Below are 26506 nucleotides of genomic sequence, written 5' to 3' on the forward strand. Positions count from 1 at the left end.
TGTGCCGAATCAGTCGACGGTGAACGGTACGCAGGTGCAGATCTATGACTGTTGGACGGGGGCGAATCAGCAGTGGACGCATACGGCGGCCGGTGAGTTGTCGGTCTATTCGGGTGGGTCTCGGAAGTGTCTGGACGCTTCGGGCGGGAGTAGTGCGAACGGGACGGCGGCGATCATCTGGTCGTGTCACGGTGGTGCGAATCAGCGGTGGAACGTGAATGCGAACGGTTCGATCACGAACGCGCAGTCGGGGTTGTGCCTGGACGTCGCGGGTGCTTCGGCGGCTAACGGCGCTCTGGTCCAGCTCTGGGCCTGCCACGGCGGCACCAACCAACGCTGGAACCTGTAGATCAGGAAACACACACGGATGCCGCCCGGGAGACATGGTCGTTTCCCGGGCGGCATCCGCCGTCACCTCCGCCGTCCGTCTCGTCTACGGCAGGACGTGCTCCAGGAGGTCCCGGATCTGCGCCGCGTGTTCGCCGGTCGGGTCCAGGTCGGGTCGGAAGTCCGCGACGCTGACGCCGAGAAGCCGCCGGGACCGTGCGAGAGGTTCCATCACCGCCGCGAGCTGCGCCCAGTCGAGGCCGCCCGGCTGCGGATAGCTCACCGCGGGCAGCGCTTCGCCGTCCAGCACGTCGACGTCCAGATGCAGCCACATCCGCCGGTCGGGCTCCGGCAGCAGGGAGGCGGCACGCCCTGCGGCCGCCGGATCGGTCGCGATGGTCTCGGCGTCGATGCGTTGCAGCGCTGAGGGAACCCGGGCGAGCTCGCGGACCGAGGCCGCGTCCAGACCGCTCGAGCGGTGGCCGAGCATGACCACCGCGCTCGCCGGAACCATCGGCACCGACCCGGCCAGTTCGACGAGCGGATCCGCTCCGTCGTCGGTCAGCACCGCGAGCTCCATGTCCGCGGTCTCCCCGGTCTCCGAGCCCGGGCCGTCCGAGTAGTCCGGGTGCCCGTCCAGGAACCACAGCCCCACCGGGCCCACCGACCGGCGCAGGGCCGGGATGATCCCCAGCAGTATGGAGCAGTCGCCGCCGACCACCAAGGGCCGCAGTCCCGTCTGGTCCCGCAGGGCGTGTTCCAGGGCTTCGGCGAGCGCATGCGCTGCGCGCAGCGCATGCGGGAGCGCGAGCACCCCGGTGTGCGCGTCTCGTTCGAGGCCGTCGATCGTGCAGGCGGCATCGCCCAGGTCGCGGTGCACCAGGGCGGCCAGGCCCGCCGCGCGCAGCGCCGCCGGAGCCGCCTGCTCGCCACGGCCGGACCCCGAGCAGTCCCACGGCGCACCTAGCAGGAACCAGTCAGCGGTGATCACGATTCGCCGGGGGCCGGTCCGTCCGGGACGGGTTCGTCCTGGTCGCCCTCGACCCGCGGAACGTCGCCGGCGGCCTCCTGCTGGAGCGGCGTGCCCCGGCGCTCCTCCTCGGGAGTCAACCCGAAGTGCTCGCCCTCCCGAGAATCGCGCTGCTGCTCACTGCCGTCGTGGTCGGTCGCATGCCGGTCAGGCATCATTCCCCCTCTGCTAGGAACCGAGGGAATACCCGCCCGTCGACCGCTCAACCGATCGCGGTGGTCGATGCCGCCCCGACCGAATCCGTACGTGTTCGCACCGGCTCAGCATCCGATCGGACCCTCATGGTGGTCGCTGCGCCACACTCCCGCGATGCCGTCGTCCGGATCTCCGTAGAGGTTGTGGAGCGAGGTCGTCAAGCCGAAGTCCTCCAGCATCTCCTGAGTGATCGGGGTGATGTGGGTGGGATCGAGGGACAGGTCGTGGACGAAGGGGTTGGGCGTCGTGACCACGACCCCCGCCGTGGCGCTCTTCATCAGCTCCCGGAGCAGCCTGAACGGGTCGTGCAGGTGTTCGAGGATCTCAAGGGCGACGAACCATTCGAACGACCGGGCGGGGGACCAGCTGTCCAGGCCGGTTCCGTCCAGCCAGCCGTCGACGGGGACGTACCTGCCCCTCCACTCGTGTTCGGTGCGCAGGCAGAAGTCGAGCTCGGTCCAGCCGGCCCCGACGTCGACCACCGTGTGGTGGTCGGCCAGGCCTTCACGGCGCATCCATTCGCTCGCAACCTGATAGCGGATCTTCCGTTCGGCGTACGGGCGCCTGCCCAGGCGCCCGTACTCGTCGCAGATTCGGGCCCACGACTCCGCGTCCCTGGCCTCGTCGTCTCTCAGAAGGCGCCAGCGCTCGACGTCGAACATTTGTTGTCTCCTCGCCTCAACACCGAGACAGTCTCGCAGTTCCACTGTTCGGGCTGGGTTCGCGTCCCCTCCCGTCCGCGCAGGGAGCAATGAAGAGACCGAGCCCGCGCTCGCCTCTGACCTGGACATCCCCTGGTTTCGGCATTCGAGGGGCTTCAAGGATTGACGAGATGTTAGATATCTGATCTACTAGCTCGATCTCGGGTTTCGACGAAGCAACTCTTGGAGGAATGCAATGACGAGGAAGCGAACCTTCCGCCGAACGGCCGTGGCGCTGACGGCGGTGTCCGCGACCGTCTCGCTCGCCGCCTGCGGCGGCCTCGGCTCCGGGACCGACGGCGGCGGCGACGACGGGGACGGCGTCGTCACGTTCTGGCACTACTACGGCGATCCCCACGGCGTTCCCCTCGAGGCGATGCTCGCCCGGTACACCGAGGAGACGGGCGTCGAAGTCGAGCCGCGCTTCATCCCCTACGACGACTTCAACCGCACCCTCCAGCAGCAGGCGGCGGCCGGCGACCTGCCCGACGTCGCCCTCATCAACGCCTTCGACACGTCGCAGATGGCCCAGGCCGGCGTCATCGAGGACCTCAGCGCCTACGCCGACGAGTGGGGCGAACAGGACGCCTACTACGAGACCGGTTGGGAGACCGGCCAAGTCGACGGCGCGACCTACGGCATTCCCCACCTCGCCGACGACTACGCGCTCTACTACAACGAGGAGATCCTCGCCGAGGCCGGCGTCGAAGTGCCGACGACGTGGGACGAGATGGAAGCCGCCGCGGCGGCGATCGCCGAGAGCGGGGCCGCGTCGTACGGGCTGGCCATGTCCGGCATCGAAGGCGCCGAAGGGGCGACGGGCGTCCTGCTGCGCACCCTGGCCGCCGGCGGCGACCTCGCCGACTTCGGCGGCGACCCGGGCGTCGCCGCCCTCGAGTCCCTCCAGCGCATGACCGCCTCGGGCGGCATGTCCGAAGGGTTCCTCACCTGGAACGAGGACGACGCGATGGCGTCGTTCACCAACGGGGAGGCCGGCATGGCGATCAACTCCGCCAGCGCCGTCAACGTCGTCCGCGAGAACGCCCCGGACATGACCTGGAACGTGGCGCCGCTGCCCGCCGACGCCACGGAGGCGACCTACCTGTCCGCGGAGAACCTCACGATCGGCGCCGGCAGCGGCGACGCGGACGCCGCATGGGACCTCATCGAGTGGATGCAGCAGCCGAGCGTGCTGGAGGAATACCTTCCGGAGCGCAACAAGCTCCCCGCCCGCGACGACGTGCCCGGGGCGGTGACCGACCCGGTCCGGGCCGTCTTCGCCGACCAGCTCGTGAACTCCTGGGCGCCGACCGGGGACCTGGCCGAGAAGTCCAATGAGGCGCTCACCATCGTCCAGCAGGCGCTCCAGGCCGTGATCAGCGGTTCGGCGGCGCCCGCCGACGCCGCCGCGGAAGCGCAGGCGGCGATCGACGAGGCATTGGGGAACTGATCCGTGTCCGTCGCCGCTGCTCCCCGCATCGACGCCCCTCCGCGGCCGGCCCGACCCGGCCGCGGGAGGGGGCGGGCGCGACGCCTGCTGGCCCCCGCGCTCTTCATGCTGCCCGCCGTGGTCTTCGTCGGGGCGACCGTCGTCTACCCGCTCCTGTACAGCGTCCTGCAGAGCTTCTACGACGTCGGCCTGCGCGAGGTCATCCAGGGCGGCGCCCAATGGGTCGGCCTCGACAACTACATCGACCAGTTCTCCCGCTCGCGCTTCTGGTACTCGGGCTTCATCTCGATCGTCTACGCCGCGAGCAGTGTGGCGCTCACCTTCGCGATCGGGCTCGGCCTCGCGCTGCTGCTGCGCCGCGACTTCCGCGGGCGCAACGTGATGCGGGCGCTCATCCTCGTCGCGTGGGTGCTGCCCACGGTGGTGAGCGCGAACGTGTGGCGGTGGCTGCTGGACGGCAGCTACGGCCTGCTCAACGCGCTGCTGCGCGCGCTCGAGTTCCTCGAAGGCGACCTCTTCTGGCTCGGCCAGCAGGTCACCGCGATCGCGGCGGTCGTCTTCGCCACCGCCTGGAGCTTCGCGCCGTTCGCGATGATCCTGCTGTCGGCGGGACTCCAGGGGATCCCGAAGGGGCTGTACGAGGCCGCCCGCATCGACGGCGCCTCGCCGTGGCAGCAGTTCCGGTTCGTCACGCTGCCGCAGCTGCGGCCGGTGTCGCTCGCCGCGCTGCTGCTGATCTTCATCTACACGTTCAAGACCTTCGACACGATCTTCCTCATGACCGCGGGCGGGCCCGGGGGCGCCACCGCGACGCTGCCGGTCTACGCGTACAACGAGGCCTTCGAGTTCTCCCGCTTCGACACCGCCTCGGTCGCGACGACGGTCCTGATGATCGTGCCGATCGCCCTGTCCGTCGCCTACTTCCGGACCCTGCGAAAGGAGACCGCCGCATGAGCGCCACAGCGACGCGGACGGCGGCCCCGCAGCGGCCGACCGGCTCGCGGCGGGACCAGGTGACCCGCAGACGGCTCGCGACGGCAGGCGTCGTCGCCACGTTCGTCTACCTCATCCCCGTCTACTGGATGGTCGTCACCTCGCTGAAGACGAGCGACGCGATCTTCCGCGTGCCGCCGGATCTGATCCCGCTCCCGCCGACCGTCGAGTCCTACTCGCGTGCGGTCTTCAGCGACCCGGACATCGCCCGGGGGCTGGCCAACAGCGCGATCATCGCGGTCGGCACGACCGTGGTCACCCTGGTCCTCGCCCTGCCCGCGGCGTACGGCCTGGCGAAGTTCCGGGTGCGCGGCGTCGGCGTCGTGATGATGCTGATGCTCATCGTGCAGATGGTGCCGTCGGTCAACCTGGCCCTGCCGATGTTCGTGCTGTTCAGCAGCGCGGGCCTGGTCAACTCCTACCTGGGGCTGATCATCGCGAACTGCGCGCTGGCCGTGCCGCTGGCGGTCACGATCCTGCGCCCGTACTTCCTCGGCGTCCCGGCGGAAGTGGTCGAGGCGGCGAAGATCGACGGGTGCAACGAGCTGACCTCGTTCCTGCGCATCACCCTGCCGATCTCCGTTCCGGGCGTCGTCACCGTCGCGGTGGTCAGCTTCCTGGGCGCCTGGGGCGAGTTCGTCTTCGGGCTGTCGCTCGCCACCAGCGAGGGCATCCAGCCGATCACCATCGTCCTCGCCGAGATCACGAACGAGTTCGGGGTGCGGTGGAACGACCTGATGGCGGTCTCCGCGGTCGTCGCCCTTCCGGTGATCGCGGCGTTCATCTTCTTGCAGCGGTACATCGTCGCCGGGCTCACTGACGGCGCGACGAAAGCGTGATTCACGCACGAAAGGATGGTTCATGAGCCGGTTCGAGTTCTGGGCGGCGTCGTTGGCTCCCTACGACGGGAACGGTCGCGTGGAGGTCTCGCGCATCCCCGAGCAGGTCGAGCATCTGCGTTCGATCGGCGTGCGGGGCGCTTTCGTCAACGGCACGAGCGGCGAGTTCCCGTTCCTGACGGTCGATGAGCGCGTGGCGATCCTCGAAGCCTGGGTGCGGGCGCGCCCGGAGGGTTTCGGGATCGGCGTCCAGGTGGGCGGGCTCCCCCTGGAACCCACCCGCGAGCTGGCCGCTCACGCGGCGGGGCTCGGCGTCGACCTCGTCTCGAGCGTCGCCCCCTTCTACGGCCAGGCGTCGACGCTCGCGCACACGGTTCGGTGGCTCGCCGAGGTCGCCGACGCGGCGGGCGACGTGCCGTTCTGCTACTACCAGATCCCGTCGATGACCGGCTCGACGCAGCGGCCGAGCGACATTCTGGCGGCCGCGGCACCGGAGATCCCGACGCTCGACGCCGTGAAGTTCACCGACGAGGACCTCATGGAGCTCGACGCCGTCTTCGAGGCTCGCCCGGACGTGCGGGTCTACTTCGGACGGGACGAGCTGCTCCCGGCGGCGCTCGCGCTCGGCACGGGAGCGGCGATCGGCAGCCTGTACAACGCGCTGGCGCCCATCGCGCACGCCGTGGTGGGCGCCTTCGACCGCGGTGAGACCGCCCGCGCCTACGCACTGCACAAGCCGTTCCGCGACATCGCCCGAGTCGCGACGGGGCCCGGCTTCGTGAAGGAGCTCATGAACCGGCTCGGGCCCGACATCGGCCCGGCGCGCGGCGTGTGGGGGCCGGCGGGCGACGCCGATCGCGCGGTCATCGACCGTCTCGTCCCCGAGCTGCGCACCGCGCTCGCCGATGTGGACGAGGCGGCCCGAGCATGAGACCGGGCGGGATGATCTACCTTGTCGCCCAGCGCAAACTGCGCGACTACATTCGCGAGCACGGTCTGGCCGCCGGCGCGCGACTCCCCAGCGAAGCCAACCTCGCGGCCGAGCTCGGCGTCAGCCGCATCTCGCTGCGTGAGGCGACGCGCAGCCTCCAGACGCTCGGCGTGATCGAGGCCCAGCACGGCAACGGGCTCTTCGTGTCGGAGTTCTCGTTCAAGCCGATCATCGAGCAGCTGCCGTACGGACTGGCCGGGCCCGGCACGGCCGTGGCCGAGGTGCTCACCGCCCGCGAGGCGATGGAGGCCGGGCTGATGCCCGCCGTGGCGAGGGCGGGTCTCGACGAGGAGCTGCGGCGCTGCGCGGCGCTCGCGCGGGAGATGATCGAGTGCGACGAGCGCGGCGAGGACTACCAGGAGCTGGACGAGGAGTTCCACCGCACGCTCTACTCGGGTCTGCGGAATCCGCTCGTCGACAACCTCATCGACCTGTTCTGGCGCCTCTTCGGCGAACTCTGCCGGGAGGCCGGCGACCGCTTGGCGGCGCCCGCTCCGCACCGCGGGGTGGTGCACGCGCGGATCATCGAAGCGCTGATGGCACAGGACGAGGAACTCGCCTCCCGGCGCATGCACGAGCACTTCGACGACCTCCGCAGGCGGGTCGCCGCACTCGGCGATTCCTGAACGGCGGCACCGGGGCGTCGTGACGTTCCCGGTCACCGCCGTGCGTGGCGAGAGGCCCCGGGGCCGGCTCAGATCGGCTCGGGGCCCGCCGAAGTGCGCCGCCCGGCTCCAGCAGCGCGGCCCGATGGAGCGCGAGGCGCAGGCCGCCGAACACCGGCGCCGGATCTCGACCGGCCGGAACACTCGTCAGAGCTTGGGTTTGACCAGACCCGCGTCGTAGGCGGCGATGACCGCCTGCACGCGGTCGCGGGCCCCGATCTTCGCGAGCACCTTGCCGACGTGCTTCTTCACGGTCGACTCGGTCAGCACGAGCCGCTCGGTGATCTCGGCGTTCGACAGGCCCTGGCCGATCAGCACCAGCACCTCGAGTTCGCGCTCGCTCAAGTCCCGCAGCCGCGGATCGGCCTCGCCGGGGGCCTCGGCGGTCGAGGCGAGCACCTGGTGCGCATAGGCGTCGAGCAGGCGCCGGGTCAGACTGGGGGCGACCACCGCATCGCCGGCGGCCACCGCGCGGATGCCCGCCACGAGCTCCTCGACGCGGGCGTCCTTGAGCAGGAACCCGCTCGCGCCGGCCCGCAGTCCGTCGTGGGCGTACTCGTCGAGGTCGAAGGTCGTGACGATGAGCACCCGGGTGCGACCGCCCGAGGCGACGATCCGGCGGGTCGCCTCCAGACCGTCCATACCGGGCATCCGGACGTCCATGAGCACCACGTCCGGCCGCAGGTGCGCGGCCATCCGCACGGCCTCGGCCCCGCCGGTGGCCTCGCCGATCGGTTCGAGACCGTCGGTGCCCTGCAACAACATGCGCAGGCCGAGGCGCTGCATCGGCTGGTCGTCGGCGACGAGCACGGTGATCATGACGAGAACGCTCCTGTTCCATGCGGGGCGCCGGCCGCCGACCGCTCGAGCACCACGTCGACGACCCAGCCGCTGCCGCTCTCGCGGGGGCCGATGGTGACCGTCCCGCCGTACAGGGCGGCCCTCTGGCGGATGCCGATGAGGCCGTGACCGGGTTCGCGTCGCTCGCGGCCGCGCGCGCCGCCGCCGGAGTCCACGACCCTGATGTGGACCTGGCCCGCGTCGGCGGACAGCGTCACCGCGGCGACCGCCGGGGCGCCGGCGTGCTTGAGCGTATTCGTCAGGGCTTCCTGGACGATCCGGAAGACCGTCAGCTGCACCCCGGAACCGAGCTGGTCGAGGTGCCCCGAGGTGCGGCAGGTGACGATCAGGCCGGCCGCGCGGACGCGCTCGAGCAGCGTTTCGAGGTCCCCGACGCCCGGCTGCGGGCCGAGCGAGCGGGGGTCGCGCCCTTCGGCGCGCAGGACGCCGAGGACGCGCCGGAGCTCGTCCATGGCCTCGCGGCCGGTCTCGCCGAGGAGGCGCAGCGTCTCGGCCGACGGCTCGTTCCGATTCTCGGCGAGGGTGGCGGCCCCGTCTGCGAGGGTCACCATGACCGAGAGGTTGTGGCCGAGGATGTCGTGCATCTCCCGGGCGATGCGCGAGCGCTCGGCCGCGGCGATGAGGCGCTCGCGCTGGTCGCGTTCGACTTCGAGCCGCCGTGCGCGCTCTTCGAGGGCGGCCGTGTAGAGCCTTCGGATGCGGACGGTCAATCCCAGGGCGACCGCGGCGGTCACGGCGCCGAACATGAAGAACAGCCCCAGCAGCGGCTGGTCGACCTCCTGCACGACCGTGATCACGACGACCGTGTGCGCGGCGACGATCGCGGTCATCCAGGCGAGGACCTTCAACCGGCCCAGCGAGGCCAAGGTGTACAGGGCGATGAGGACGCTGACGGCCGAGGGCTGCCACAGGCCGATCCACCACTGCGTGAAGACGACGGTGGAGACGACCAGGGCGACGACGCCCGGATGGCGACGGCGCCACCACAGGGCCGCCACCAGCACCGCGGTGACCGCGTACGGCACGAGAACGGGCAGGGACTCGCGGGCGTACGCGTTGGCGCCGGGTTTGAAAGGGCCCACGCTGTCGCCGTCGAGCAGCAGGTCGGGGAGGGTGATCGCGGCGACGAGGGCCATCACGAGCAGATCGAGCGCCCACGGCCGCCGCCGGTCGAAGTCGCGCAGGCGCCGCTGGACCCGCGCGATGCGGTCCAGCGGCGCCTGCGGGGCCGGCGAGCCGGGCTCCAGGGGCGCGGCCCGCGGAGCCTCGACCGCGGTTTCATGGCTCATGGTCGTCATTGTGTACGCCCGGCCCCCCGTCCTGCTAGTTCTCCGCGGAGACGAGCTTTCCCTCGCCGTCCTCGGCGAGGTGCCGCTGGAGCTGCTCGCCCTCGACGTCGACGTTCGGGAGGATCCGGTTCAGCCACTTCGGCATACGCCACGAGTTCCGGCCGATGAGCGCCATGACCGCCGGGATGATCGCCATGCGGACGACGACCGCGTCGAAGAGGACGGCCATGGTCAGGCCGAAGCCCATCGAGGCGATGAACGACTCGCCGCTGAGGATGAACGCGCCGAACACGCTGATCATGATGAGCGCGGCGGCGACCACGACCCGCGAGGAGTGGCCGTAGCCGTCCACGATGGCCTGCTTCGGGCTCGCGCCGTGGACGTACGCTTCGCGCACCCGCGTCACCAGGAAGATCTGGTAGTCCATGGCCAGGCCGAACACGAGGCCGATCATGAGGATCGGCATCATCGACATGATCGGGCCGGGGTCTTCGACGCCGATCAACTCGGCGCCCCAGCCCCACTGGAAGACCGCCACCAGAGCGCCCAGCGCCGCGCAGACGCTGAGCACGAATCCGAGGGTCGCCATGAGCGGCACCAGGATCGAGCGGAACACCAGCATCAGGATGAGCGCCGCGAGCGCGACCACGAGGGCCAGGTAGGGGATGAGCGCGTCGCTGAGGCCGTCGGAGATGTCGATGCTCATCGCGGTCGAGCCGGTGACCGACCAGGCCGCGTCCGCGTCGCCGGCGAGGGCGTCGCGGATGGCGTGGACGAGTTCGGTGGTGGCGGCGTCGGCGGGCCCGGTCTCGGGGATGACGGCGACGAGAACGGTGTCGCCGGCCTGGTTCGGGACGGCCTGGCCGACCGTCGCGATCCCGTCGACCGCGCCCAGTTCGTCGGTGACGCTCCGGGCCGCGGCCATCGGGTCGACGCCGCCTGCGAGGTCGCCGACGATCAGGAGCTGCCCGTTGTAGCCGTCGCCGAAGCCCTCGTCGATGAGGTCGGCGGCGCGGCCCGCGGTGGTGTCCGAGGCGGCATCGGCCGACATGCTCAGTTCGAGATCGGTTGCGGGGACGGCGATGACGCCCAGGCCGACGATCCCCACCAGGCCGACCAGGATCGGATGGCGGGTGACGAACCCGGCCCACCTCCTGCCGCCGTTGGGCCTGGCCTCGTGGACGCCCTCGGCGATGCGGCGCCGCTGGCGCCTCGAGAAGACCTTTCCGCCGAGGACGCCTCCGAAGGCCGGCAGGAGCGTCACGGCGATGACCACAGCGAGCGCCACGCTGATGGCCGCGGCGGTGGCCATCTGGGTCAGGAACGGGATGTTCACCACCGCCAGGCCGAGCAGGGCGATGACGACCGTCAGCCCCGCGAAGACCACGGCCGAGCCCGCGGTGCCGACGGCGCGGCCCATCGCCTCGGCCTGCGCCTGCCGGTCCCCGACGCGGCCGTCCTCGGCCAGTTCTGAGCGGTAGCGCGAGAGGATGAACAGCGCGTAGTCGATGCCGACGGCGAGGCCGATCATGATCGCGAGGATGCCGGTGGAGTCGTTGACGTCCAGGAAGGAGGTCGCGGCCGAGATGCCGAACGAGGTGATGCCGATGCCCAGGAGCGCCGTCAGGATCGGCAGCCCGGCGCTCAGGAAGGCGCCGAACGTGAGCACCAGGACGATCAGCGCGACGCCGACGCCGATGACCTCGGTCGCGGGCGGCCCGCCGGACTCCTCGAGGACGTCGCCGCCGACCTCGATCCGGACCCCCTGGCCCCCGGCGTCGGCGACCGCGCCCTCGAGGTAGTCGACAGCGGACTCGTCGAGCTCCTTCGACGGGACGGTATAGGACACCTGGAGGACGCCGATGGTCTGGTCCTCGGCCGACAGCAGGCCGATCGGCTCGCCGTCCGGGCCGGTCGCGAAGGGGCTGTTCACCGACACGACCTGCGGCGAGTCCTCCATGACCGCGGTCAGCCCCTCGACGACCGCGGCATGGGTCCCGGCCGTCAGGGCCTCGCCGTCCTCGGAGGCGAAGACGATCTTGGCGGAGGCCCCGTCGGCGCTCATCTCGGGGAAGCGCTCCTCGAGCAGGTCGAAGGCCTCCTGGGACTCGGTGCCCGGGAGGACGAACTCGGGATTGGTCTCCTGTTGCAGGGCGACGGCGGCGGCGCCCGCGCCCGCGGCGATGAGAACCCATACGGCGAGGACGAGCCATCGCAGACGCAGGGACCCCCTGCCGAGCCGGTAGAGGAAGGTGGCCATGTGCGGGTGCTCCAATCGGAAGGGACGATCCGATGCCGCCCGCCTTCCGCGGCATCCGCGACCGAACCTACGAGCGGGCGCGCCCGATTCACTGGGACCGCAGGGGAATCCTTCGCGCCGCGATGGGACCGTGGTACCAGTCGGCCACGGGGCGTGGAACGGCGCGATGAAGCGCGTGGAGGGTCCGCGCCGACGCTGATGCGGCCGCCCGCGTCAGCGGCGACCTCGCCCTAGATGCTCGAGGCGCGGCTGCGGATCGCCTCGATGATCGCGCCCTTGTCGTCGTTGAGGATCTCCATCTGGACCCGGCGCGAGGAGTCGGGGAGGTCGAGGCCGATCTCCCGGTACCGCTTGGACGCCTGGCTGATCTGCTCCAGCGCCTCCGCGACGAATCCCTGGCAGTACAGCTGGATGGCGCTCAACTCGGTGGCGACGCTGCTCGGCTCCGACTCCCGGAAGAGATCGCAGTTGGCCGACTCGTCGCCGTATTCGCCGACCATCATCGACAGGCACCGGTGCAGGAGATTCAGCGAATCGTGGAGCCTCGCGAAGCGCTCCTGCTGCCGCTGGAACCAGAGCGTCGCGGGAAGGTCCGGCCCGAACGTGCCGGTCCCCAGTGCGATCGCGTCCTCGCACAATTGCTTCGCCCGCAGCGGATCAGTGCCGATGAGCTCCTTCGCCCGCTGCTTGAGGACGATGGCGAGGAGCAGGTCGACCTGCTCTTCCCGCACCGCGAGCGAGTAGCCGCCGATCCCTCCGTGGGACGCCCGGTGCGTCGTCAACGCGACCGACGACGAGATCTTGGCCTCCACTATCGCCGAGCGAATGCCGGTGGCCAGCGTTCGCAGGTTCGACCGGGCCGACTCGATCGGCTCGTCCCACAGCATCTCCGCGAGGCGATCGTAGGAGACCATCCGATTCGGCTGCAGCGCGAGCGCGGCGAGCATGGCCCGGCAGCGCATCGGAGAGGGGGCGATCGCCCGTCGTCCGACCAGCTTCACCGAGCCCGCGAGAACGATCGTCACCCGGTTCGTCGAGGTGAGATCCGAACTCTTCCACCTTGCTCCGTACAGCGGCGGTGAGGCCTGGCGCATGTCCACCTCTGGATCATTGCTCACGCTGCACCCGAGTACACCACTTCTGTCTCAAGATGAGCCGATCGGCTCGCCGCGGGACTCGCCGGTGCCGCCGGCGAGGGGACGATCGCGCTCATTGATCGGAAACCGCTCACATCGGACTATTGCTTCAGCGCGTTGAATAGGCGGTCGATTGCCGGAATACCGACCGCGCCGACGGCGGCGGGCCCGCTGTGCAGGCCGAACCCGGCAGCCCCGGCGAACGGGCCCTTGATGCGAGACTGTTGCGTTTTTAGTGCTGTCACACCAGACGATGTATCTCGTCGGCTCGGGCCCCGATCCGCGATGCGCAGTGACCGGCCCGAACGGACACAGATGGGGATGGACCCAATTTCCTTGACCGGAAGTCCATCCCCTCCCACGAATCCTTGACCGGAATCGTGACCGAACCACCTTACCTCAGAAGGAGGTCTTCAGCCTTGAAGACCACACGTGCCTGGAAAGACCCCGAATACCGCCGTGAGCTGGGCGAAGACGCCCAGAACAACCCCGCGGGCCTGGTGGACCTCAACGACGACGCCGTCGGCTCGATCGCCGGCGGCTCCACCTGGGGTTGCGTCACCGCCACCATCGCCCTCACCGTCACCGTCTGCTCGCCGACCGGGACCCTGTGCGGCAGCTGCCAAATGGGCACCCGCGGCTGCTGCTGACCCCGAAAGGAACACCTGTATGGACATCGTTCGCTCCTGGAAAGAACCGGAATACCGTCGCTCCCTCGGGGACGACGCTCCGGAGCACCCCGCCGGCACCGAACTCACCGAAGTCAGCGAGCTCTCCCTGACCTCGGTCGGCGGCGCCGCCGGAACCCAGCACATGGGCACCTTCGGCTGCTGCTGGTGCCTGCCCTGGTACTCCGGGTGGACGGTCTGCGGCTCGCTCTGCAGCCCCAAGTACGTCTGCGACTAGACACGGCGAACCCCGGCGGGGCCGCGGTGGCGACACCGCAGCCCCGCCGGGCACCGGCCAACCGCCAATCCCTTCGACCGGAATCGGACCCACCGTGAACAACGCAACGCCCGCTGGGGCCTCCTCGGCCCCCGAGCTTCCCTGGCACCTGTCTTCGACGCTGTCCGAACGCCTGTCCTGGAACTCGGAGCCGGGCACCACCGATCTCGAGCGGGGGGCGCGCCGCCTGGAGATGTGGAGCGAACTCAAATGCTTCAACGAAACGGACCGCGACCTGTCCGACTGGCTCGCGGTGCGAGACCTGACCGCCGAGGGCTTCACCGCCCTCCTCGGTGAGACCGAGCCGTCCCTGCGCGAGCGCCGCGGTGAGGAGCCGGAGTGGCACCGGACCTTCGTCCAGTGGTGGGAGGCGACCCGACGGGAGCACCTGCACCGGTTCCGCGGGGACCTGCAACTGCTCGAATGGGCGCGCCCCCTTCTCGAAGGAGCGCTCGAAGAGCTGGCGGTGGAACTCAACGCCCGCTCGGAGGGCCAGACCGACCCGGTCCTCAAGGACCCGCAGATCCTCGAGCGCATGCTCGACACGGTGCCGATGCAGCACCTGCTCACCCTCATGCAGCGGGCCCTGGTCCTCGAGCTGAACGTGTTCCGGGTCGAAGGCCGCCTGACCGGCGAGGACCCCGGCCAGCGGTTCCAGGACTTCTGCCGGCAACTGTCGACCGACGAGGTCGCACTGCCGCTGTGGCGCGAGTACTGCGTGCTCGCCCGACTGGTGGTGACGCAACTGCGGTTCTGGATCGACACCCAGCTCGAACTGTTCACCGCGCTCGCCGACGACATCGAACTGATCCGGTCCGAGATCCCGGGGATGGCGGACGCGGGGCGGCTGGAGTCCATCTCGATCGGTGAAGGAGACCGGCACCGCAACGGCCGGTCCGTCGGCATCCTCCGATTCGACCAGGGCACCGTCGTCTACAAGCCCCGGAACCTGGGGATGGACGTCGCCTACAACGGGCTGATCGACTGGATCAACGCCCAGGACCCGAGCCACGACCTGCGCAGCGTCGCCACGCTGCACCGCGGCGAGCACGGCTGGGCCCAGTTCCTCGAATCCGACCAGGCGGTCGGCGCGGCCGGCGCCGAGCGGTTCGCCTGGCGCACCGGGGCGCTCGCGGCCGTGCTGTACGCCCTGCACGCCACGGACTTCCACTTCGAGAACGTCATGGCCAGCGGCGAGTACCCGGTCCTGGTCGACCTGGAGACCCTCCTGCACTCCGACAAGACCGACGCCGTGGCGAAGGTCGAAGGGACGACCGACATCTCGGCCATCGCGCTCGCCGACTCGGTCCACTCCACCGGCATCCTCCCGAACCCGATCATCATGCGCGACGACGACGGCGTCCACGCCCTCGACATGTCCGGCGCGGTCGGCAAGGGCGGCCAGCAGACCCCCATGGCCGTCCCCATCTGGGAGAACGGCGACACCGACTCCATGCGGCTGGTGAAGCAGCACGCGGCGATGGACGACGCCGAGCACAACCAGGCGGTCGACGAGGACGGGAACCACGTCGACATCGCCCACCACCGGGCCAGCGTCGTCGCGGGCTTCGCCGAGATCTACTCCCTGTTCCAAGACCACGCCGAAGCGCTGGTGGCCCCCGGCGGGCCGATGGCGGCGTTCGAGCGGCTGCACACCCGCCACATCGCGCGCGCCACCCACATCTACGGCACCGTCCTCCTGGAGAGCACGCACCCGGACTTCCTGCGCGACGGCCTGGACCGCGACCGGTCGCTGTCGCGGCTGCACCTCGGCCACGAGTCCCGCACCGAACGCGTGGTCATGATCGAATCCGAGATCGCCGAGCTCACCGTCGGCGACGTGCCGGTCTTCACCATCGACACCTCCACCGGAGTCCTGTACGGCAGCACCCCGCCGCGCCCGCTCGGGCAGCGCGAGCGGCCGATCACCGACGTCACGAACCGGATCAGGGACATGGGGGACGACGACCGACTCCGGCAGCAGTGGATCGTCGACGCCGCACTCGCCGCCACGACGATGATCGGGAAGGAGGCCCGGTGGCCCAACTGGTCGCAACCCGTGCCGTCCGACCCGGTCGGCAGCGGCGACCTCGAAGAGCAGTCCCTCGCGATCGCCAAGCGCATCCAGTCGCTCCTCATCCGCGGCGAGGACACGATGGGCTGGCTCGGGCTGGACCTGGTCGACGAGACGCACTGGATCCTGACCCCCGCGCCGATCGGCTTCTACAACGGCATCGGCGGCATCACCCACGCCCTGGACGCCGTCGCGAGCGTCACCGGGGACCTGACCCTCGCCGAGGACGTCGAGCGCCTCTACGACTACGTGGTGCGGCGCATGCAGATCCTCCTCGACACGAACGAGGACCCGGGCGCGCCGCCGCCGTCCATCGACCTCATCCCCGTCGGAGGGTTCAACGAGGTCGCGGGCTCGATCTACGTGCTCTCGCACGCGGCCCACCGGCACGGCCGCCAGGACTGGCTGGAGCCGGCGCTCAGGCTCATGCCGCTCCTGGACCGGTTGGTCGACCAGGACACGAACCTCGACATCATCTCGGGCTGCGCCGGCCTCATGCTGGTCATGGAGTCCTTGGAGGCCGTCGCCCCCGGACAGGGCGCGCTCGACCTCGCCCACCGGGCGGCGCGGCGCCTCCTGGCGACCCGCAAGGAGTTCGCCGAGGGCTGGGGCTGGGTCAGCCCCATGAACGACGGCGCCGCGCTCAACGGCTACTCCCACGGCGCGGCGGGCGTCGCGGCGGCGTTCGCGCGGCTCAACGCCCTGAGCCCGAACGAGCGGTACCGCGAGGCGATCGCGCGCGCGCTGGCATTCGAGAACTCCACGATCGACGCGGAAAGCGAACTCTGGACCGACCTGCGACCGGCCAACCCCGGCGGCCGAACGGTCATGAACGCCTGGTGCCACGGCGCACCCGGGATCGGCCTGGCCCGCCACATGATCCTCGGCACCGAAGGACACGGCGTCGACCGGGCGGTCCTGCGGTCCGACCGGGAGCGGGCGTCCCGCATCCTCTACCGGGCCGGCTGGGACTCGGACCCGATCACGGGTACGGGCAACCACTCGATCTGCCACGGCGACGTCGGGAACCTGCTCATGCTCGACACGATCGCCACCAACCCCGACGTCCGGGAGCAGCTGCCCTACCTGTGGAAGGCGGTCCTCACGGACGGCGCCGAGAACGGCTGGCTGTGCGGCGTCCCGCACGGGGTCGAGACCCCCGGACTCATGACGGGGCTGGCCGGCATCGCATGGGGACTGGCGCGCAAGGCGAGCCCGACCACGGTAGGGGACCTGCTCCAGCTCGACGCACCCCGGGGAGGCGTGCGCCATGGCGGCAACTGACCGGCCGGGGGTCGTCTTCCGCCAAGAGGCCCTTGACAATTACGCCCGCCTCGACCGCGAGGACTCCGCGCCGCCCTTCGACGTCGCCAGGCTGCGGCCGCGCTGGTGGTCGTTCCTGGCCGGAGCGGCCTGCCTCGCCGTGCTCGCCTTGGCAGGACTGCTGTACCAGGTCGAGCAGGGCCCCAAGGGGGTACTGGTCGGCATCGAGGACGACAACGTCGTCGTCGGGCTCTCCGACACGCCCCCCGACCTGGTCGGTGAATCCATCGTCCTGACCCTGCCCGACGGCGCCGAGATCGAGGGGACCGCCACGGACAGCCAGCAGGTCACCGGCAACGGCGCCACCGGGACCATGCTGCTGGTCGAACTCGCGTCACCCGGCGCCGCGACCGGATACGACGGCGAATCGGTCACGGTCAACACGGGACGGACCGGTCTCCTGATCGCCGTCTTCGGCGATCGCGGAGGAGACGGATCATGAGCCGACCGAAAGTGCCCTTGCAACTACAGGCCTCCCAAGTGGAGTGCGGCGCCGCCGCGCTCGCGATGGTGCTCGGCTACTACGGCCGCCACACCCTCGTCTCGGAGCTGCGCGAATCGATGGGCCTGGCCCGCGACGGCGCCACGGCCGCCGAGATCCTGCAGCAGGCCCGCGCCCACGGCATGGAGACGCGCTCCTACCGCGCCGAGCCGCGCGCACTCAGGGAACTCGCGCTCCCGCTCATCGTGCACTGGAACATGAGCCATTTCGTGGTCGTGGAGCGGTTCACCGCGGACGGGGTCGTCGTCGTCGACCCGGCGCTGGGCCGCCTTCGCCTGACCGACAAGGAGTTCAGCGACCAGTTCACCGGCATCGTCCTCGAACTCGTCCCCGGCGAGGACTTCGAGCCGCGCCGCAAGCAGGGCTTCGGACTGGCGTCCTTCATGGCGCCGCACTTCCCGCGCGACCCGCGCATCCTCGGCACGGTCCTGCTCGCCTCGGCACTGCTCACCGCCCTCGGCCTGCTTCCGGCGTTCTTGACCGGGTACGTCATCGACAGCGTCTTGCCGACCCGCAGCGCGGACCTCCTGTGGATCCTCGCCGGCGGCGCCGCCGCCTTCGCCGTGACGAACGGCCTGGTCACCCTGGCCCGGTCCGAGCTCCTGCTGTGGATGCAGACGCGCATGGACTGGTCCATGATGACCGGATTCCTGCGGCACCTCATGTCGCTCCCGTACCGCTTCTTCCAGATCCGCAGCAGCGGCGACATCGTCGTCCGGGTCTCCTCGACCTCCTATGTGCGCGACCTCATCAGCAGCCAGCTCCTGGCGATCGCGCTCGACCTGGTCCTCCTGGTCGTCTACCTCGCCGTCATCGGCTTCCACTCCCTGCTCTTCGTCGGCATCATCATGCTCGTCGCCCTCGCGCAGCTCGTGCTCATGGCCGCCACCGCCGACCGCGCCCAGCAACTCACCGAACGGGAACTGCACCTCCTCGGCGAGGCCCAGTCGACGATGATCGAAGCCGTCAACGGCGCCGAGACCGTGAAGGCCACCGGGGCCGAGGACGTCATGGTCCGCCGCTGGTCGCACCGCTTCGCGTCCCAGCTCCAGGCCTCGCTCCGACGCCAGCGACTGGACAACGCGATCAACGCCGCGATGACCCTCGTCGGCGTCCTGGCCCCCATGCTGCTGCTCGCCGCGGGCGCCGCCATGGTCCTCCAGAACCAGCTGTCGCTCGGCATGCTCATGACGCTCATCGCGCTGTCGGGCGCCGCACTCTCCCCGGTGGCGCAGCTGGGACGCAACATCAAGAACTTCCAGATCGTGCGCGTGCACCTCGACCGGCTCAGGGACGTGCTCGATGAGAACGCCGAGCAGGAGCCGGGGGATCGGCCCGCACCGGACCTCGACGCGCCGATCAGCGTCGAAGGCGTGGCCTTCCGCTACTCCGGCACCGGCGCACACGTCCTCGAGGACATCGACCTGACCCTCCGGCCGGGCACCACCACCGCGATCGTCGGCGGCAGCGGCGCAGGGAAGTCCACGCTCGCCAGGCTCCTCCTCGGGCTCTACCGGCCGACCGCCGGAACGATCCGGTTCGGCGACGTCTCCGTCGGCGACGTCGACATCAACGCGCTGCGCCGCCGAGCCGGCATCGTCACGCAGGACACCGACCTGTTCGGCGGAACGGTGCTGTCCAACCTCACCATCGGCAGCGACGACATCGACCTCGAAGCGGTCGTCGAGGCCGCCGGACTCGCCTGCATCCACGAGGACATCATCGCCGCGCCCATGGCCTACGACACGATCCTGGGCGAGGGGGGCAGCGGCATGTCGGGCGGCCAGCGCCAGCGCCTCGCACTGGCCCGCGCGCTGGTGCGGCGCCCGCAGCTCCTGCTGCTCGACGAGGCGACCTCGCACCTCGACGCGGCCACCGAGGAGCGCGTCCACCGCAATCTCCAACTGCTGCAGTGCACCAAGGTCGTCATCGCCCACAGGCTCTCCACCGTGCGCGACGCCGACAGGATCCTCGTTCTCGACCAGGGCCGCATCGTCGAGTCGGGCACGCACGAGGAGCTGGTGGCACGCGGCGGCGTCTACGCGGACCTGATCGACCGCCAGCTCCAGAACGCTTAGGGGACAACATGAGACATCGCGTGATCGTCAGACTCCGGCGCGAGGGCGGCATGATCATGGGCTCTGCGGTCGTGATCTGGCTGCTCCTGCTGATGCCGGCGGTGAGCGGGAACCGGATCGTGAACGAGCCCGCGATCGCGGCGCTGGCGGCGCCCATGGTGATCGCCGCGCTGTTCTACGGCGCCGAATCCCGGCGCCTCGCCAGGGGGGACCGGCGCCGCACGGGAGCCAGGCCGATACTCAGGTTCGGTCAGATCGCCTGCGTCGCAATGCTGGTCGCGGCAACGGCCGATCTCCTCTGGCAGTGGGGCGGCATCGACCCGACCTCGCGGGTGACGACCGCCGTCATCCTCGTCACGGCCGTACTGACCTACTTCGGGTACTTCCACCGCCGGGTCGCTTCGGCCGACTCGGGAGGGTTCCGGCTCGCGCGCACATCCCTCCACCGGGCGCTGACGGTCAAAGGGCGTGTCTCATGAGCGATCCGATCCTCGTCGCGAGGGGCCTGACGAAGCGCTACGGGGCCCGGGCCGTGGTCGACGACCTCTCGTTCGAGGTCGCCGCCGGTGCGGTCACCGCCCTGCTGGGGCCGAACGGCGCGGGCAAGACCACGCTGCTGCGCATGGTCCTCGGGCTGTCGCGGCCGACCTCGGGGGACGTACTGCTGGAAGGCTCGCCGTACCGAGAGCTGCCGAACCCGTCCTCCGTGGTGGGCGCCCTGCTCGACGACCACGGGTTCCATCCCGATCGGAGCGCCTACGACCACCTGCGGATCATGGCCGCCGCCAACCGGATCGAACGGAGCCGGTGCGACGCCGTCCTCGAATCGGTCGCGCTCGCCGAGCGCGCCCGCGACCGGGTCCGCACCTACTCCCTGGGCATGCGCCAGCGCCTCGGCCTCGCGGCGGCCATGCTGGGCGAGCCCCGGATGCTGATCCTGGACGAGCCCATGAACGGCCTCGATCCCGAAGGCATGCACTGGTTGCGCGGGTACCTGCGCGACTTCGCCTCGGGAGGCGGCGCGGTGCTGGTCTCCAGCCACGTGCTCTCTGAAGTGGAGCAGTTCGCGGACGAGGTCCTGATCGTCGACCGCGGGCGCAAGATCGCGGCGGGCGCACTGTCGGACGTCGTAGAGGAGAGCAGCACCTTGGAGCGGACATTGCTGGCCTTGACCGGATCTGGGGAGACACGGCCATGAAGGCGGTCATCGCGAGCGAGTTCCTGAAGATCCGGTCGCTGCGCACCTGGCGCTGGTTCACGCTGGCGACGGCGGTCTGCGCGCTGGTGTCGGCCGCGTGGTCCGCGGTGCAGATGGCGGCGTTCCTCCAGCCGTTCGACGACTACGTGGCGGCATCGGTCCTGCGCCCCCGCGAGGAGCTCTCGGAGCGGACCGTGGCGGAGCTGCGGCAGAACTACGACTCCTTCTCCGACGTGGACACGATGTTCACCCTCATCCTCACCGGAGGGCAGTACACGGGCCTGATCTTCGCCGCCCTGCTGGCGGCCACGGTCTTCTCCGCGGAGGTCCGCCACCGGACCCTCAGCGCGAGCTTCATCGCGGTGCCGGTGCGCGAGAAGGTCATCGCCGCCAAGTTCATCGTCGCCGCGGTCTCGGGCGTGTTCCTCTGGGCCGTCGCGACGCTCGTGGACCTCGCCGTGGCCGCCGGTTTCGCGATGACCACGGGCGCCGACTTCCGGCTGCCGCTGGGCGCCGTCGCCGTCAACCTCGGCGCGTTCGTGGTGTGGTCGGTGCTCGGACTGTCGATCGCGACCTTCTTCCAGAACCACACGGTGGCCGCGGTGGTCATCGCGGTCGGCTACGTGGCGAGTTCGACCGGCATTCAGGTGTTCGCCCAGTTCTTCGACCAGTTCGTCTACCACGCCGACTGGCTCTACCAGTTGCAGGTCCTCGCTCCCGGTACCGCGACCCAGCTCATGACCTCCGTCGACAGGCAGATGCCGCTGCTTCCGGATCCCTGGGTGGGCACGGTCGTGCTCTTGGGCTACGCGGCTCTCGGGGCGGCCGTCGGCGCGGCGGTGCTGCGCAGGAAAGAAGTCTGAGAACCGGCGGCAGCCCCGCCCGGTTTCCGCGGGTATCCGCACGATCGGCACACGGTGACCGATCGATTCATCAGGGATATACGAATGTGACTTGCGTCAGACCCGAGAGGGGGTTACGGTGGCCAAAGCGCTTTGCCAAAGCGCTTTGGAGATGAGAGGGCCCTGATTTCATGGTCTCGATCGCAGACGTCGCCGCACGCGCCGGAGTGAGTCCCACCACGGTCTCGCACGCGCTGAGCGGAAAGCGGAAGGTCAGCGCCGACGTCCAAGCCCGCGTCCTCGCCGCCGTCAACGAACTGGGCTACACCCCGGGCCGCTCCGCGCAGAGCCTCGCCAGCGGCCGGACGCTCATCCTCGGACTGATCGTCCCCGACATCGGCAACGGCTATTTCGCCGAACTCGCCCAAGGCGTGGAGCAGTCGGCCACGCTCGGAGGCTACAACGTGCTGCTCTGCACCACGGGCTTCGACTACGAACGCGAGAAGCATGCGTTGGCGATGATCCGCTCCCGAGCCGTCGACGGCGTCGTGTACGCCGCCGGCGCCCCGCCGAGCAATTCCGAACTGGCCCGCCTGCTCGGCGACCTCCCGCTGGTCCTGGTCGACGAGGAGGTGCCCGGAACCGGGGCGACCGCGTTCGTGTCGGACAACCGCGAAGGCGGCAGGCTCGCGGCCCAGCACCTCCTCGACCTCGGACATCGCAGCGTGCTCGTCATGGAGGCGAACGAGAAGCTCGTCAGCAGCCGCGAGCGCGTCAGCGGGTTCTCCGAGGTCTGGGCCGCCGCCGGAGTCCCCGAGCCGCGCATCGTCAGCGGCGGCTTCACCCACGAAGGCGGCCGGATCGCCGCCGAACCGCACGGCCGCGCGTTCGCCGCCGGAGAGATCACCGCCCTCTTCGCGGCCAACGACCTGATGGCCCTCGGCGCGATCGACCACCTCAACGCCATCGGCGTCGAGACCCCCCGCGACGTCTCCGTCGTCGGATTCGACGACATCGCCTCGACCCGCTACGTCCGCCCGCGCCTGACGACCGTCCGCCAGAACGTGGCCGAACTCGGCAGGTCGGCGGTCGCCGCCCTGGTCGCCGCCCTGGACCAGGGGGACGGGCTCGACGGGGAGCGCCACGTCTACCCCGTCGAGCTCGTCGTCCGCGACTCCACGTCCGCCCCCAGACCCGAATCCGCCCGACGGGAGGCCCGCTGATGGCGCAGATAACCATCGACTCGGTCGCGAAGGTGTTCGAGACGGCGCGCAAGCGCACCGTCGCACTCGACCAGACCTCGCTGACCATCGACCACCACGAGACCGTCTGTGTCGTCGGACCCAGCGGCTGCGGCAAGACGACCATGCTCAACCTCATCGCCGGGTTCCTCCGGCCGACCGCCGGCACCATCACCCTCGACGGCAGGACCGTCGGCGGCCCTGCCGCCGACCGGGCCGTGGTCTTCCAGTCCGACGCCGTGTTCCCGTGGCTCACCGTCGCCGACAACGTCGGCTTCGGCCCCCGCATGCAGGGGATGGCGCGCGCCGTCCGTGCCGAGCGGATCGCCCGGTTCCTCGACCTGGTCGGCCTGTCGGACTTCGCGAAGGCCTATCCGAAGGAACTCTCCGGCGGCATGCGCAAGCGGGTCGACCTGGCCCGCGCCTACGCCAGCGGACCGGACGTGCTGCTGCTCGACGAGCCGTTCGGCGCGCTCGACCTGTTCACGAAGGAGTCGATGTGGACGGCGCTCAAACGGGTCGCCGACGCCGAACCGAAGACGATCGTGTTCGTCACCCACGACATCGAAGAGGCGCTCTTCCTCGGCGACCGGGTCATCGTGATGACGCCCCGGCCCGCCAGGGTCCACGGCATCGTCGACGTCCCCTTCGGACCCGACCGCGATCTCGACCTGCGCGCCGACCCCGGATTCCAGGCACTGCGAATGACCATCGCCCACTCGCTCAGGGAGGTCCACGATGACGCGAGCTGAGGAGACCGCACCCCGCGCCCGGCGCGAATACGGGCCGCTGATCAGCGTCGGCGTCGTCGCGGCACTGCTCGTCCTCTGGTGGGTCGCGACCACCGGGACCGGGGCCGTCAAACCGCTCTACCTGCCCTCGCCCGAGGCACTGTGGACGGCGGTCACCGCCCTCAACACGCAGCTGCTCGCCGACGCCGGCGCCACACTCGGCCGCGTCCTCGCCTCCTGGATCGGCGGCTCGGCGCTCGGCGTCGCGGTCGGCCTGGCGATGGCCCGCACCCGGTGGCTCATGTACGCCCTCAACCCGATCATCGAGGCGGTGCGGCCCGTCCCGCCGGTCGCGCTCATCCCGTTCGTCATCCTGTGGTTCGGGATCGGCGACAGCAGCAAGCTCTTCCTCGGCGCGCTCGCCTGCTTCATGGTCATGGTCGTCAACACCGCGGTCGCGGTGGGCAACGTCCCGCCCGTCTACCTCCAGGCGGCGCGCTCGCTCGGCGCCGACAACGGCAAGGTCTACCGCACCGTCGTCCTGCCGGCGATCGTCCCGGAGATCCTGTCGGGCTTCAGGATCGGCAGCGCGCTGGCCTTCGCGGTCGTCGTCGCCGCCGAGTTCCTCGGGGCCGACGCGGGCATCGGCCGCCTCATCATGCAGGCCAGCCGGACGCTGAACACGGCCGTCGTGCTGCTCGGCACGATCTGCATCGCGCTCATGGCCGTCGTCCTCGACCAGCTCATCTCCCGCATCAGCGCCCACGTGACCCGTTGGGCGGCACAGCGCTGACCTGACACCGACGCACTCCAGCGACTCCGCACACCGAAAGCCTCACCCAGGAGACGGCACCCGAAGAAAGGAACACACGATGAAGACCGTGAAGCGATACGCGGCCATTCCAGTGGTCGCCGCCCTGGCCCTCGCCGGCTGCAGCGGCGGCGGCGACACGTTGGAGGAGGGGGCCGACGGCCTCACCAAGATCACCATCGGCATCTCGCCCTTCCAGGACACCTACCTGCCGATCATCGGCCAGGAGCAGGGCTGGTTCGAGGAGGCCGGGCTGGACGTCGAGCTCAAGTCCCTGGCCTGGAACGCCATCACGCCGGCCCTCATCTCCGGCGACGTCGACATGGCCGTCAACAACACCACCGGCGTCGTGTCCATCGCGAACTCGGACCCGGACATCGTCTACGCCTACGGGTGGAACCCGTTCACCGAAGGCTCGGCCCTGATGGTCCGCGACGGCGGCTCGCTCACCACGATCGACGACCTCGAGGCCGAGCTCGGCGACCGCGAAGCGGCCCGGACGGCGATGATCGAGAGCCTCGCGGGCAAGGAGATCGTCACGACCCTCTCGACCGACATGGGCAAGCAGATCAACGACGCGCTCGCGTCGGTCGGCATGGACGAGACCGACGTGCAGTTCGTCGACATGGACCCGGACGCGGGCCTCGCCGCGTTCCTCAGCGGCACCGGCGACGCCTACCTCGGCGGCGTCCCGCAGCGCGCCAAGGCCCTCGAGGAGGGCATGGTCGTCGCCCTGGCCGGCCCCGACCTCGCGCCGCCGCCCATCAACGGCGTCATCACCAAGCGCGCCTACGTCGAGAACAACGAGGAGGCGCTGCTCGCCTTCGTCAACGTCATGCACCGCATCGTCCGCTACTGCGACGCCGAGACCGACGCGTGCGGCACCACCGTCACCGACCGATTGAACGAGGAGACGGCCGCCGGACTGACGCTCGACGGGTTCAAGGAGTACTGGCAGAACATCGAGCTGTACGCGGGCAACGCCGCGGACGCCGAGTCGATGATCCTCGACGAGGAGGGCGTCGCCTACTGGCAGGACACCTGGGACAGCGACAACTCCTACCTCGTCGACACCGGGGCGATCCCGGCGCCCGTGGACGCCGCCGACCACTTCCTCATGAACGACGTCTGGGACGCCTACGTCGCCGAGTACGGCGCCGACGAGACCGGCTATTAGAAGGGACGACCATGAGCGTCAAGATCCACCACATCGTGACCGGGGAGCTGGAGAGCTCACTGGCGGTGTCGCTCCTGAACTCCGGCGCGCACCCGGACCTGCCGGAGGAGGACCGGCGGCCCTTCGGGTACCGGCACGACATCGTCCGGCGCGACGGGTCGGTCCACGAGGGAGTGATGGTCCCCGTGCCCGTCTGGCTCCTCGAAGGCACCGACCGCACGATCCTGATCGACACCGGCCTGGGCGACATCGACGAGGTGTCGCGGATGCAGAGCCGCTACGGCGTCGACTTCGTCGCCTCCCGCTCGGCCGACCAGGACCTCGTGGCGGGCCTCGCCGCCCACGGCGTCGAGCCCGGCGACGTCGACGTGGTCGTGCTGACGCACCTGCACTTCGACCACGTGGGCAACAACGAGCTCTTCCCCAACGCCGAGTTCATCGTGCAGCGCGACGAGCTGCCGCAGGCCACCGAGCCGCCGAGCTTCTGCATGTTCTATTACCCGGAGTACGCCTACAAGGTCGAGGCCGTGCGCGACCGCCTGCGGGTCATCGACGGCGACGAGCGGATCGACCCCGCCGTGCGCCTGGTGAAGATCGGCGGCCACACGCCCGGATGCATGGTCGTCATGGTCGAGACCGAACTCGGAACGGTCTGCCTCACCAGCGACGTCATGTACAACTACAAGAATCTCGAGCTGAACTGGCCCATGGGGTCGTTCTGGGACCTGCCCGACCTCATGGCCGGCTACGAGCGCCTGCACCGGGAGGCCGACCTCATCGTCCCCGAGCACGACTGGAAGTTCCGCGAACTGTTCCCCACCGGAACCATCGGATGAAAGGCGCCCGA

The 26506-nt window shown here is 70.1% G+C and carries 26 protein-coding genes; 19 read left to right on the plus strand and 7 right to left on the minus strand.

Translation table 11 applies throughout. The annotated features are described in order from the left end of the window. On the plus strand, positions 1-349 hold a 349-nt coding region (locus BLQ63_RS25980; protein WP_143015101.1), incomplete at its 5' end, for an RICIN domain-containing protein. An 84-nt stretch (positions 350-433) separates the two neighbouring features. Here the strand turns inward: BLQ63_RS25980 and BLQ63_RS25985 are convergent. The 3 genes from BLQ63_RS25985 to BLQ63_RS25995 form a co-directional block, all read right to left on the minus strand. After that, complete coding sequence (locus BLQ63_RS25985) at positions 434-1318, minus strand: arginase family protein (RefSeq protein ID WP_091040454.1); 885 nt, start codon at positions 1316-1318, stop codon at positions 434-436. Further along, positions 1315-1512 (minus strand): hypothetical protein, encoded by a 198-nt coding sequence (locus BLQ63_RS25990; RefSeq protein ID WP_143015102.1) that lies wholly within the window; start codon positions 1510-1512, stop codon positions 1315-1317. Before BLQ63_RS25990 ends, BLQ63_RS25985 begins: the two co-directional genes overlap by 4 nt. A 105-nt stretch (positions 1513-1617) precedes the next feature. Beyond that, positions 1618-2214, minus strand: coding sequence for a class I SAM-dependent methyltransferase (locus tag BLQ63_RS25995; RefSeq protein ID WP_091040456.1), 597 nt, complete (start codon positions 2212-2214; stop codon positions 1618-1620). A 235-nt stretch (positions 2215-2449) separates the two neighbouring features. Here BLQ63_RS25995 and BLQ63_RS26000 point away from each other — a divergent pair, with 235 nt between their 5' ends. Genes BLQ63_RS26000 through BLQ63_RS26020 form a run of 5 tightly spaced genes read left to right on the plus strand, consistent with a single transcriptional unit; the run spans position 2450 to position 7152 of the window. Continuing rightward, on the plus strand, positions 2450-3703 hold the full coding sequence (locus BLQ63_RS26000; RefSeq protein ID WP_091040457.1) for an ABC transporter substrate-binding protein: 1254 nt from the start codon (positions 2450-2452) through the stop codon (positions 3701-3703). Between the two features lie 3 nt (positions 3704-3706). Continuing rightward, positions 3707-4657: a carbohydrate ABC transporter permease gene (locus BLQ63_RS26005; RefSeq protein WP_143015103.1), complete on the plus strand. Its 951-nt coding sequence runs from the start codon at positions 3707-3709 to the stop codon at positions 4655-4657. Then, positions 4654-5535 carry a carbohydrate ABC transporter permease gene (locus BLQ63_RS26010; RefSeq protein WP_091040459.1) on the plus strand — a complete coding sequence of 294 codons (882 nt, stop codon included), beginning with the start codon at positions 4654-4656 and terminating at the stop codon, positions 5533-5535. The genes BLQ63_RS26005 and BLQ63_RS26010 overlap by 4 nt, the downstream gene beginning before the upstream one ends. Before the next feature lie 22 nt (positions 5536-5557). Beyond that, positions 5558-6466 (plus strand): dihydrodipicolinate synthase family protein, encoded by a 909-nt coding sequence (locus BLQ63_RS26015; protein WP_091040460.1) that lies wholly within the window; start codon positions 5558-5560, stop codon positions 6464-6466. Positions 6467-6477: 11 nt separating this feature from the next. Next, positions 6478-7152 carry a FadR/GntR family transcriptional regulator gene (locus BLQ63_RS26020; protein WP_177155115.1) on the plus strand — a complete coding sequence of 225 codons (675 nt, stop codon included), beginning with the start codon at positions 6478-6480 and terminating at the stop codon, positions 7150-7152. A gap of 186 nt (positions 7153-7338) precedes the next feature. Here the strand turns inward: BLQ63_RS26020 and BLQ63_RS26025 are convergent, their stop codons facing one another. The 4 genes from BLQ63_RS26025 to BLQ63_RS26040 form a co-directional block, all read right to left on the minus strand. Next, positions 7339-8010, minus strand: a complete 672-nt coding sequence (locus tag BLQ63_RS26025; RefSeq protein ID WP_091040462.1) for a response regulator — start codon at positions 8008-8010, stop codon at positions 7339-7341. Then, entirely contained in the window at positions 8007-9341 is a 1335-nt protein-coding gene (locus tag BLQ63_RS26030; RefSeq protein WP_218125513.1) for a sensor histidine kinase, read from the minus strand. Before BLQ63_RS26030 ends, BLQ63_RS26025 begins: the two co-directional genes overlap by 4 nt. A 34-nt stretch (positions 9342-9375) precedes the next feature. Then, a complete protein-coding gene (locus BLQ63_RS26035; protein ID WP_091040464.1) occupies positions 9376-11601 on the minus strand; it encodes an MMPL family transporter in 2226 nt (741 codons plus the stop codon). A 230-nt stretch (positions 11602-11831) separates the two neighbouring features. Next, positions 11832-12626 (minus strand): AfsR/SARP family transcriptional regulator, encoded by a 795-nt coding sequence (locus BLQ63_RS26040; RefSeq protein WP_177155116.1) that lies wholly within the window; start codon positions 12624-12626, stop codon positions 11832-11834. 530 nt (positions 12627-13156) lie between these two features. Here BLQ63_RS26040 and BLQ63_RS26045 point away from each other — a divergent pair. From BLQ63_RS26045 to BLQ63_RS26105, 13 genes are all read left to right on the plus strand, one after another. Beyond that, complete coding sequence (locus BLQ63_RS26045) at positions 13157-13387, plus strand: mersacidin/lichenicidin family type 2 lantibiotic (RefSeq protein WP_091040466.1); 231 nt, start codon at positions 13157-13159, stop codon at positions 13385-13387. 19 nt (positions 13388-13406) lie between these two features. After that, positions 13407-13643, plus strand: coding sequence for a mersacidin/lichenicidin family type 2 lantibiotic (locus BLQ63_RS26050; protein ID WP_091040467.1), 237 nt, complete (start codon positions 13407-13409; stop codon positions 13641-13643). A gap of 94 nt (positions 13644-13737) precedes the next feature. After that, on the plus strand, positions 13738-17040 hold the full coding sequence (locus BLQ63_RS26055) for a type 2 lanthipeptide synthetase LanM family protein (protein ID WP_218125514.1): 3303 nt from the start codon (positions 13738-13740) through the stop codon (positions 17038-17040). Further along, positions 17027-17521: a hypothetical protein gene (locus BLQ63_RS26060; RefSeq protein WP_091040468.1), complete on the plus strand. Its 495-nt coding sequence runs from the start codon at positions 17027-17029 to the stop codon at positions 17519-17521. Before BLQ63_RS26055 ends, BLQ63_RS26060 begins: the two co-directional genes overlap by 14 nt. After that, the gene (locus tag BLQ63_RS26065; protein ID WP_091040469.1) at positions 17518-19659 is read left to right on the plus strand and encodes a peptidase domain-containing ABC transporter; all 2142 of its coding nucleotides are present in this window, start codon (positions 17518-17520) and stop codon (positions 19657-19659) included. The genes BLQ63_RS26060 and BLQ63_RS26065 overlap by 4 nt, the downstream gene beginning before the upstream one ends. A gap of 20 nt (positions 19660-19679) precedes the next feature. Beyond that, complete coding sequence (locus tag BLQ63_RS26070) at positions 19680-20138, plus strand: hypothetical protein (RefSeq protein ID WP_091040470.1); 459 nt, start codon at positions 19680-19682, stop codon at positions 20136-20138. Continuing rightward, positions 20135-20857: an ABC transporter ATP-binding protein gene (locus tag BLQ63_RS26075; RefSeq protein WP_091040471.1), complete on the plus strand. Its 723-nt coding sequence runs from the start codon at positions 20135-20137 to the stop codon at positions 20855-20857. The genes BLQ63_RS26070 and BLQ63_RS26075 overlap by 4 nt, the downstream gene beginning before the upstream one ends. Beyond that, positions 20854-21720 (plus strand): ABC transporter permease subunit, encoded by an 867-nt coding sequence (locus BLQ63_RS26080; protein ID WP_091040472.1) that lies wholly within the window; start codon positions 20854-20856, stop codon positions 21718-21720. The genes BLQ63_RS26075 and BLQ63_RS26080 overlap by 4 nt, the downstream gene beginning before the upstream one ends. A gap of 170 nt (positions 21721-21890) precedes the next feature. Next, the gene (locus BLQ63_RS26085) at positions 21891-22922 is read left to right on the plus strand and encodes a LacI family DNA-binding transcriptional regulator (protein ID WP_091040473.1); all 1032 of its coding nucleotides are present in this window, start codon (positions 21891-21893) and stop codon (positions 22920-22922) included. Continuing rightward, positions 22922-23692: an ABC transporter ATP-binding protein gene (locus BLQ63_RS26090; protein WP_091040474.1), complete on the plus strand. Its 771-nt coding sequence runs from the start codon at positions 22922-22924 to the stop codon at positions 23690-23692. The genes BLQ63_RS26085 and BLQ63_RS26090 overlap by 1 nt, the downstream gene beginning before the upstream one ends. Further along, positions 23679-24464 (plus strand): ABC transporter permease, encoded by a 786-nt coding sequence (locus tag BLQ63_RS26095; RefSeq protein ID WP_091040475.1) that lies wholly within the window; start codon positions 23679-23681, stop codon positions 24462-24464. Before BLQ63_RS26090 ends, BLQ63_RS26095 begins: the two co-directional genes overlap by 14 nt. 79 nt (positions 24465-24543) lie before the next feature. Further along, on the plus strand, positions 24544-25659 hold the full coding sequence (locus BLQ63_RS26100; RefSeq protein WP_091040476.1) for an ABC transporter substrate-binding protein: 1116 nt from the start codon (positions 24544-24546) through the stop codon (positions 25657-25659). Between the two features lie 11 nt (positions 25660-25670). After that, complete coding sequence (locus tag BLQ63_RS26105) at positions 25671-26495, plus strand: N-acyl homoserine lactonase family protein (protein ID WP_091040477.1); 825 nt, start codon at positions 25671-25673, stop codon at positions 26493-26495. Positions 26496-26506 lie beyond the last annotated feature (11 nt).

Origin of the sequence: Glycomyces harbinensis (genome assembly GCF_900101745.1) — a bacterium.
Lineage (GTDB): Bacteria > Actinomycetota > Actinomycetes > Mycobacteriales > Micromonosporaceae > Glycomyces > Glycomyces harbinensis.

What these genes read in the sequence shown, in the direction of transcription:
- BLQ63_RS25990 (WP_143015102.1), bottom strand. Translation starts at nt 1,512, where the DNA reads ATGCCTGACCGGCATGCGACCGACCACGACGGCAGTGAGCAGCAGCGC.
- BLQ63_RS25995 (WP_091040456.1), bottom strand. Translation starts at nt 2,214, where the DNA reads ATGTTCGACGTCGAGCGCTGGCGCCTTCTGAGAGACGACGAGGCCAGG.
- BLQ63_RS26000 (WP_091040457.1), top strand. Translation starts at nt 2,450, where the DNA reads ATGACGAGGAAGCGAACCTTCCGCCGAACGGCCGTGGCGCTGACGGCG.
- BLQ63_RS26010 (WP_091040459.1), top strand. Translation starts at nt 4,654, where the DNA reads ATGAGCGCCACAGCGACGCGGACGGCGGCCCCGCAGCGGCCGACCGGC.
- BLQ63_RS26015 (WP_091040460.1), top strand. Translation starts at nt 5,558, where the DNA reads ATGAGCCGGTTCGAGTTCTGGGCGGCGTCGTTGGCTCCCTACGACGGG.
- BLQ63_RS26020 (WP_177155115.1), top strand. Translation starts at nt 6,478, where the DNA reads ATGATCTACCTTGTCGCCCAGCGCAAACTGCGCGACTACATTCGCGAG.
- BLQ63_RS26025 (WP_091040462.1), bottom strand. Translation starts at nt 8,010, where the DNA reads ATGATCACCGTGCTCGTCGCCGACGACCAGCCGATGCAGCGCCTCGGC.
- BLQ63_RS26030 (WP_218125513.1), bottom strand. Translation starts at nt 9,341, where the DNA reads ATGAGCCATGAAACCGCGGTCGAGGCTCCGCGGGCCGCGCCCCTGGAG.
- BLQ63_RS26035 (WP_091040464.1), bottom strand. Translation starts at nt 11,601, where the DNA reads ATGGCCACCTTCCTCTACCGGCTCGGCAGGGGGTCCCTGCGTCTGCGA.
- BLQ63_RS26050 (WP_091040467.1), top strand. Translation starts at nt 13,407, where the DNA reads ATGGACATCGTTCGCTCCTGGAAAGAACCGGAATACCGTCGCTCCCTC.
- BLQ63_RS26060 (WP_091040468.1), top strand. Translation starts at nt 17,027, where the DNA reads ATGGCGGCAACTGACCGGCCGGGGGTCGTCTTCCGCCAAGAGGCCCTT.
- BLQ63_RS26065 (WP_091040469.1), top strand. Translation starts at nt 17,518, where the DNA reads ATGAGCCGACCGAAAGTGCCCTTGCAACTACAGGCCTCCCAAGTGGAG.
- BLQ63_RS26075 (WP_091040471.1), top strand. Translation starts at nt 20,135, where the DNA reads ATGAGCGATCCGATCCTCGTCGCGAGGGGCCTGACGAAGCGCTACGGG.
- BLQ63_RS26080 (WP_091040472.1), top strand. Translation starts at nt 20,854, where the DNA reads ATGAAGGCGGTCATCGCGAGCGAGTTCCTGAAGATCCGGTCGCTGCGC.
- BLQ63_RS26085 (WP_091040473.1), top strand. Translation starts at nt 21,891, where the DNA reads ATGGTCTCGATCGCAGACGTCGCCGCACGCGCCGGAGTGAGTCCCACC.
- BLQ63_RS26090 (WP_091040474.1), top strand. Translation starts at nt 22,922, where the DNA reads ATGGCGCAGATAACCATCGACTCGGTCGCGAAGGTGTTCGAGACGGCG.
- BLQ63_RS26095 (WP_091040475.1), top strand. Translation starts at nt 23,679, where the DNA reads ATGACGCGAGCTGAGGAGACCGCACCCCGCGCCCGGCGCGAATACGGG.
- BLQ63_RS26100 (WP_091040476.1), top strand. Translation starts at nt 24,544, where the DNA reads ATGAAGACCGTGAAGCGATACGCGGCCATTCCAGTGGTCGCCGCCCTG.
- BLQ63_RS26105 (WP_091040477.1), top strand. Translation starts at nt 25,671, where the DNA reads ATGAGCGTCAAGATCCACCACATCGTGACCGGGGAGCTGGAGAGCTCA.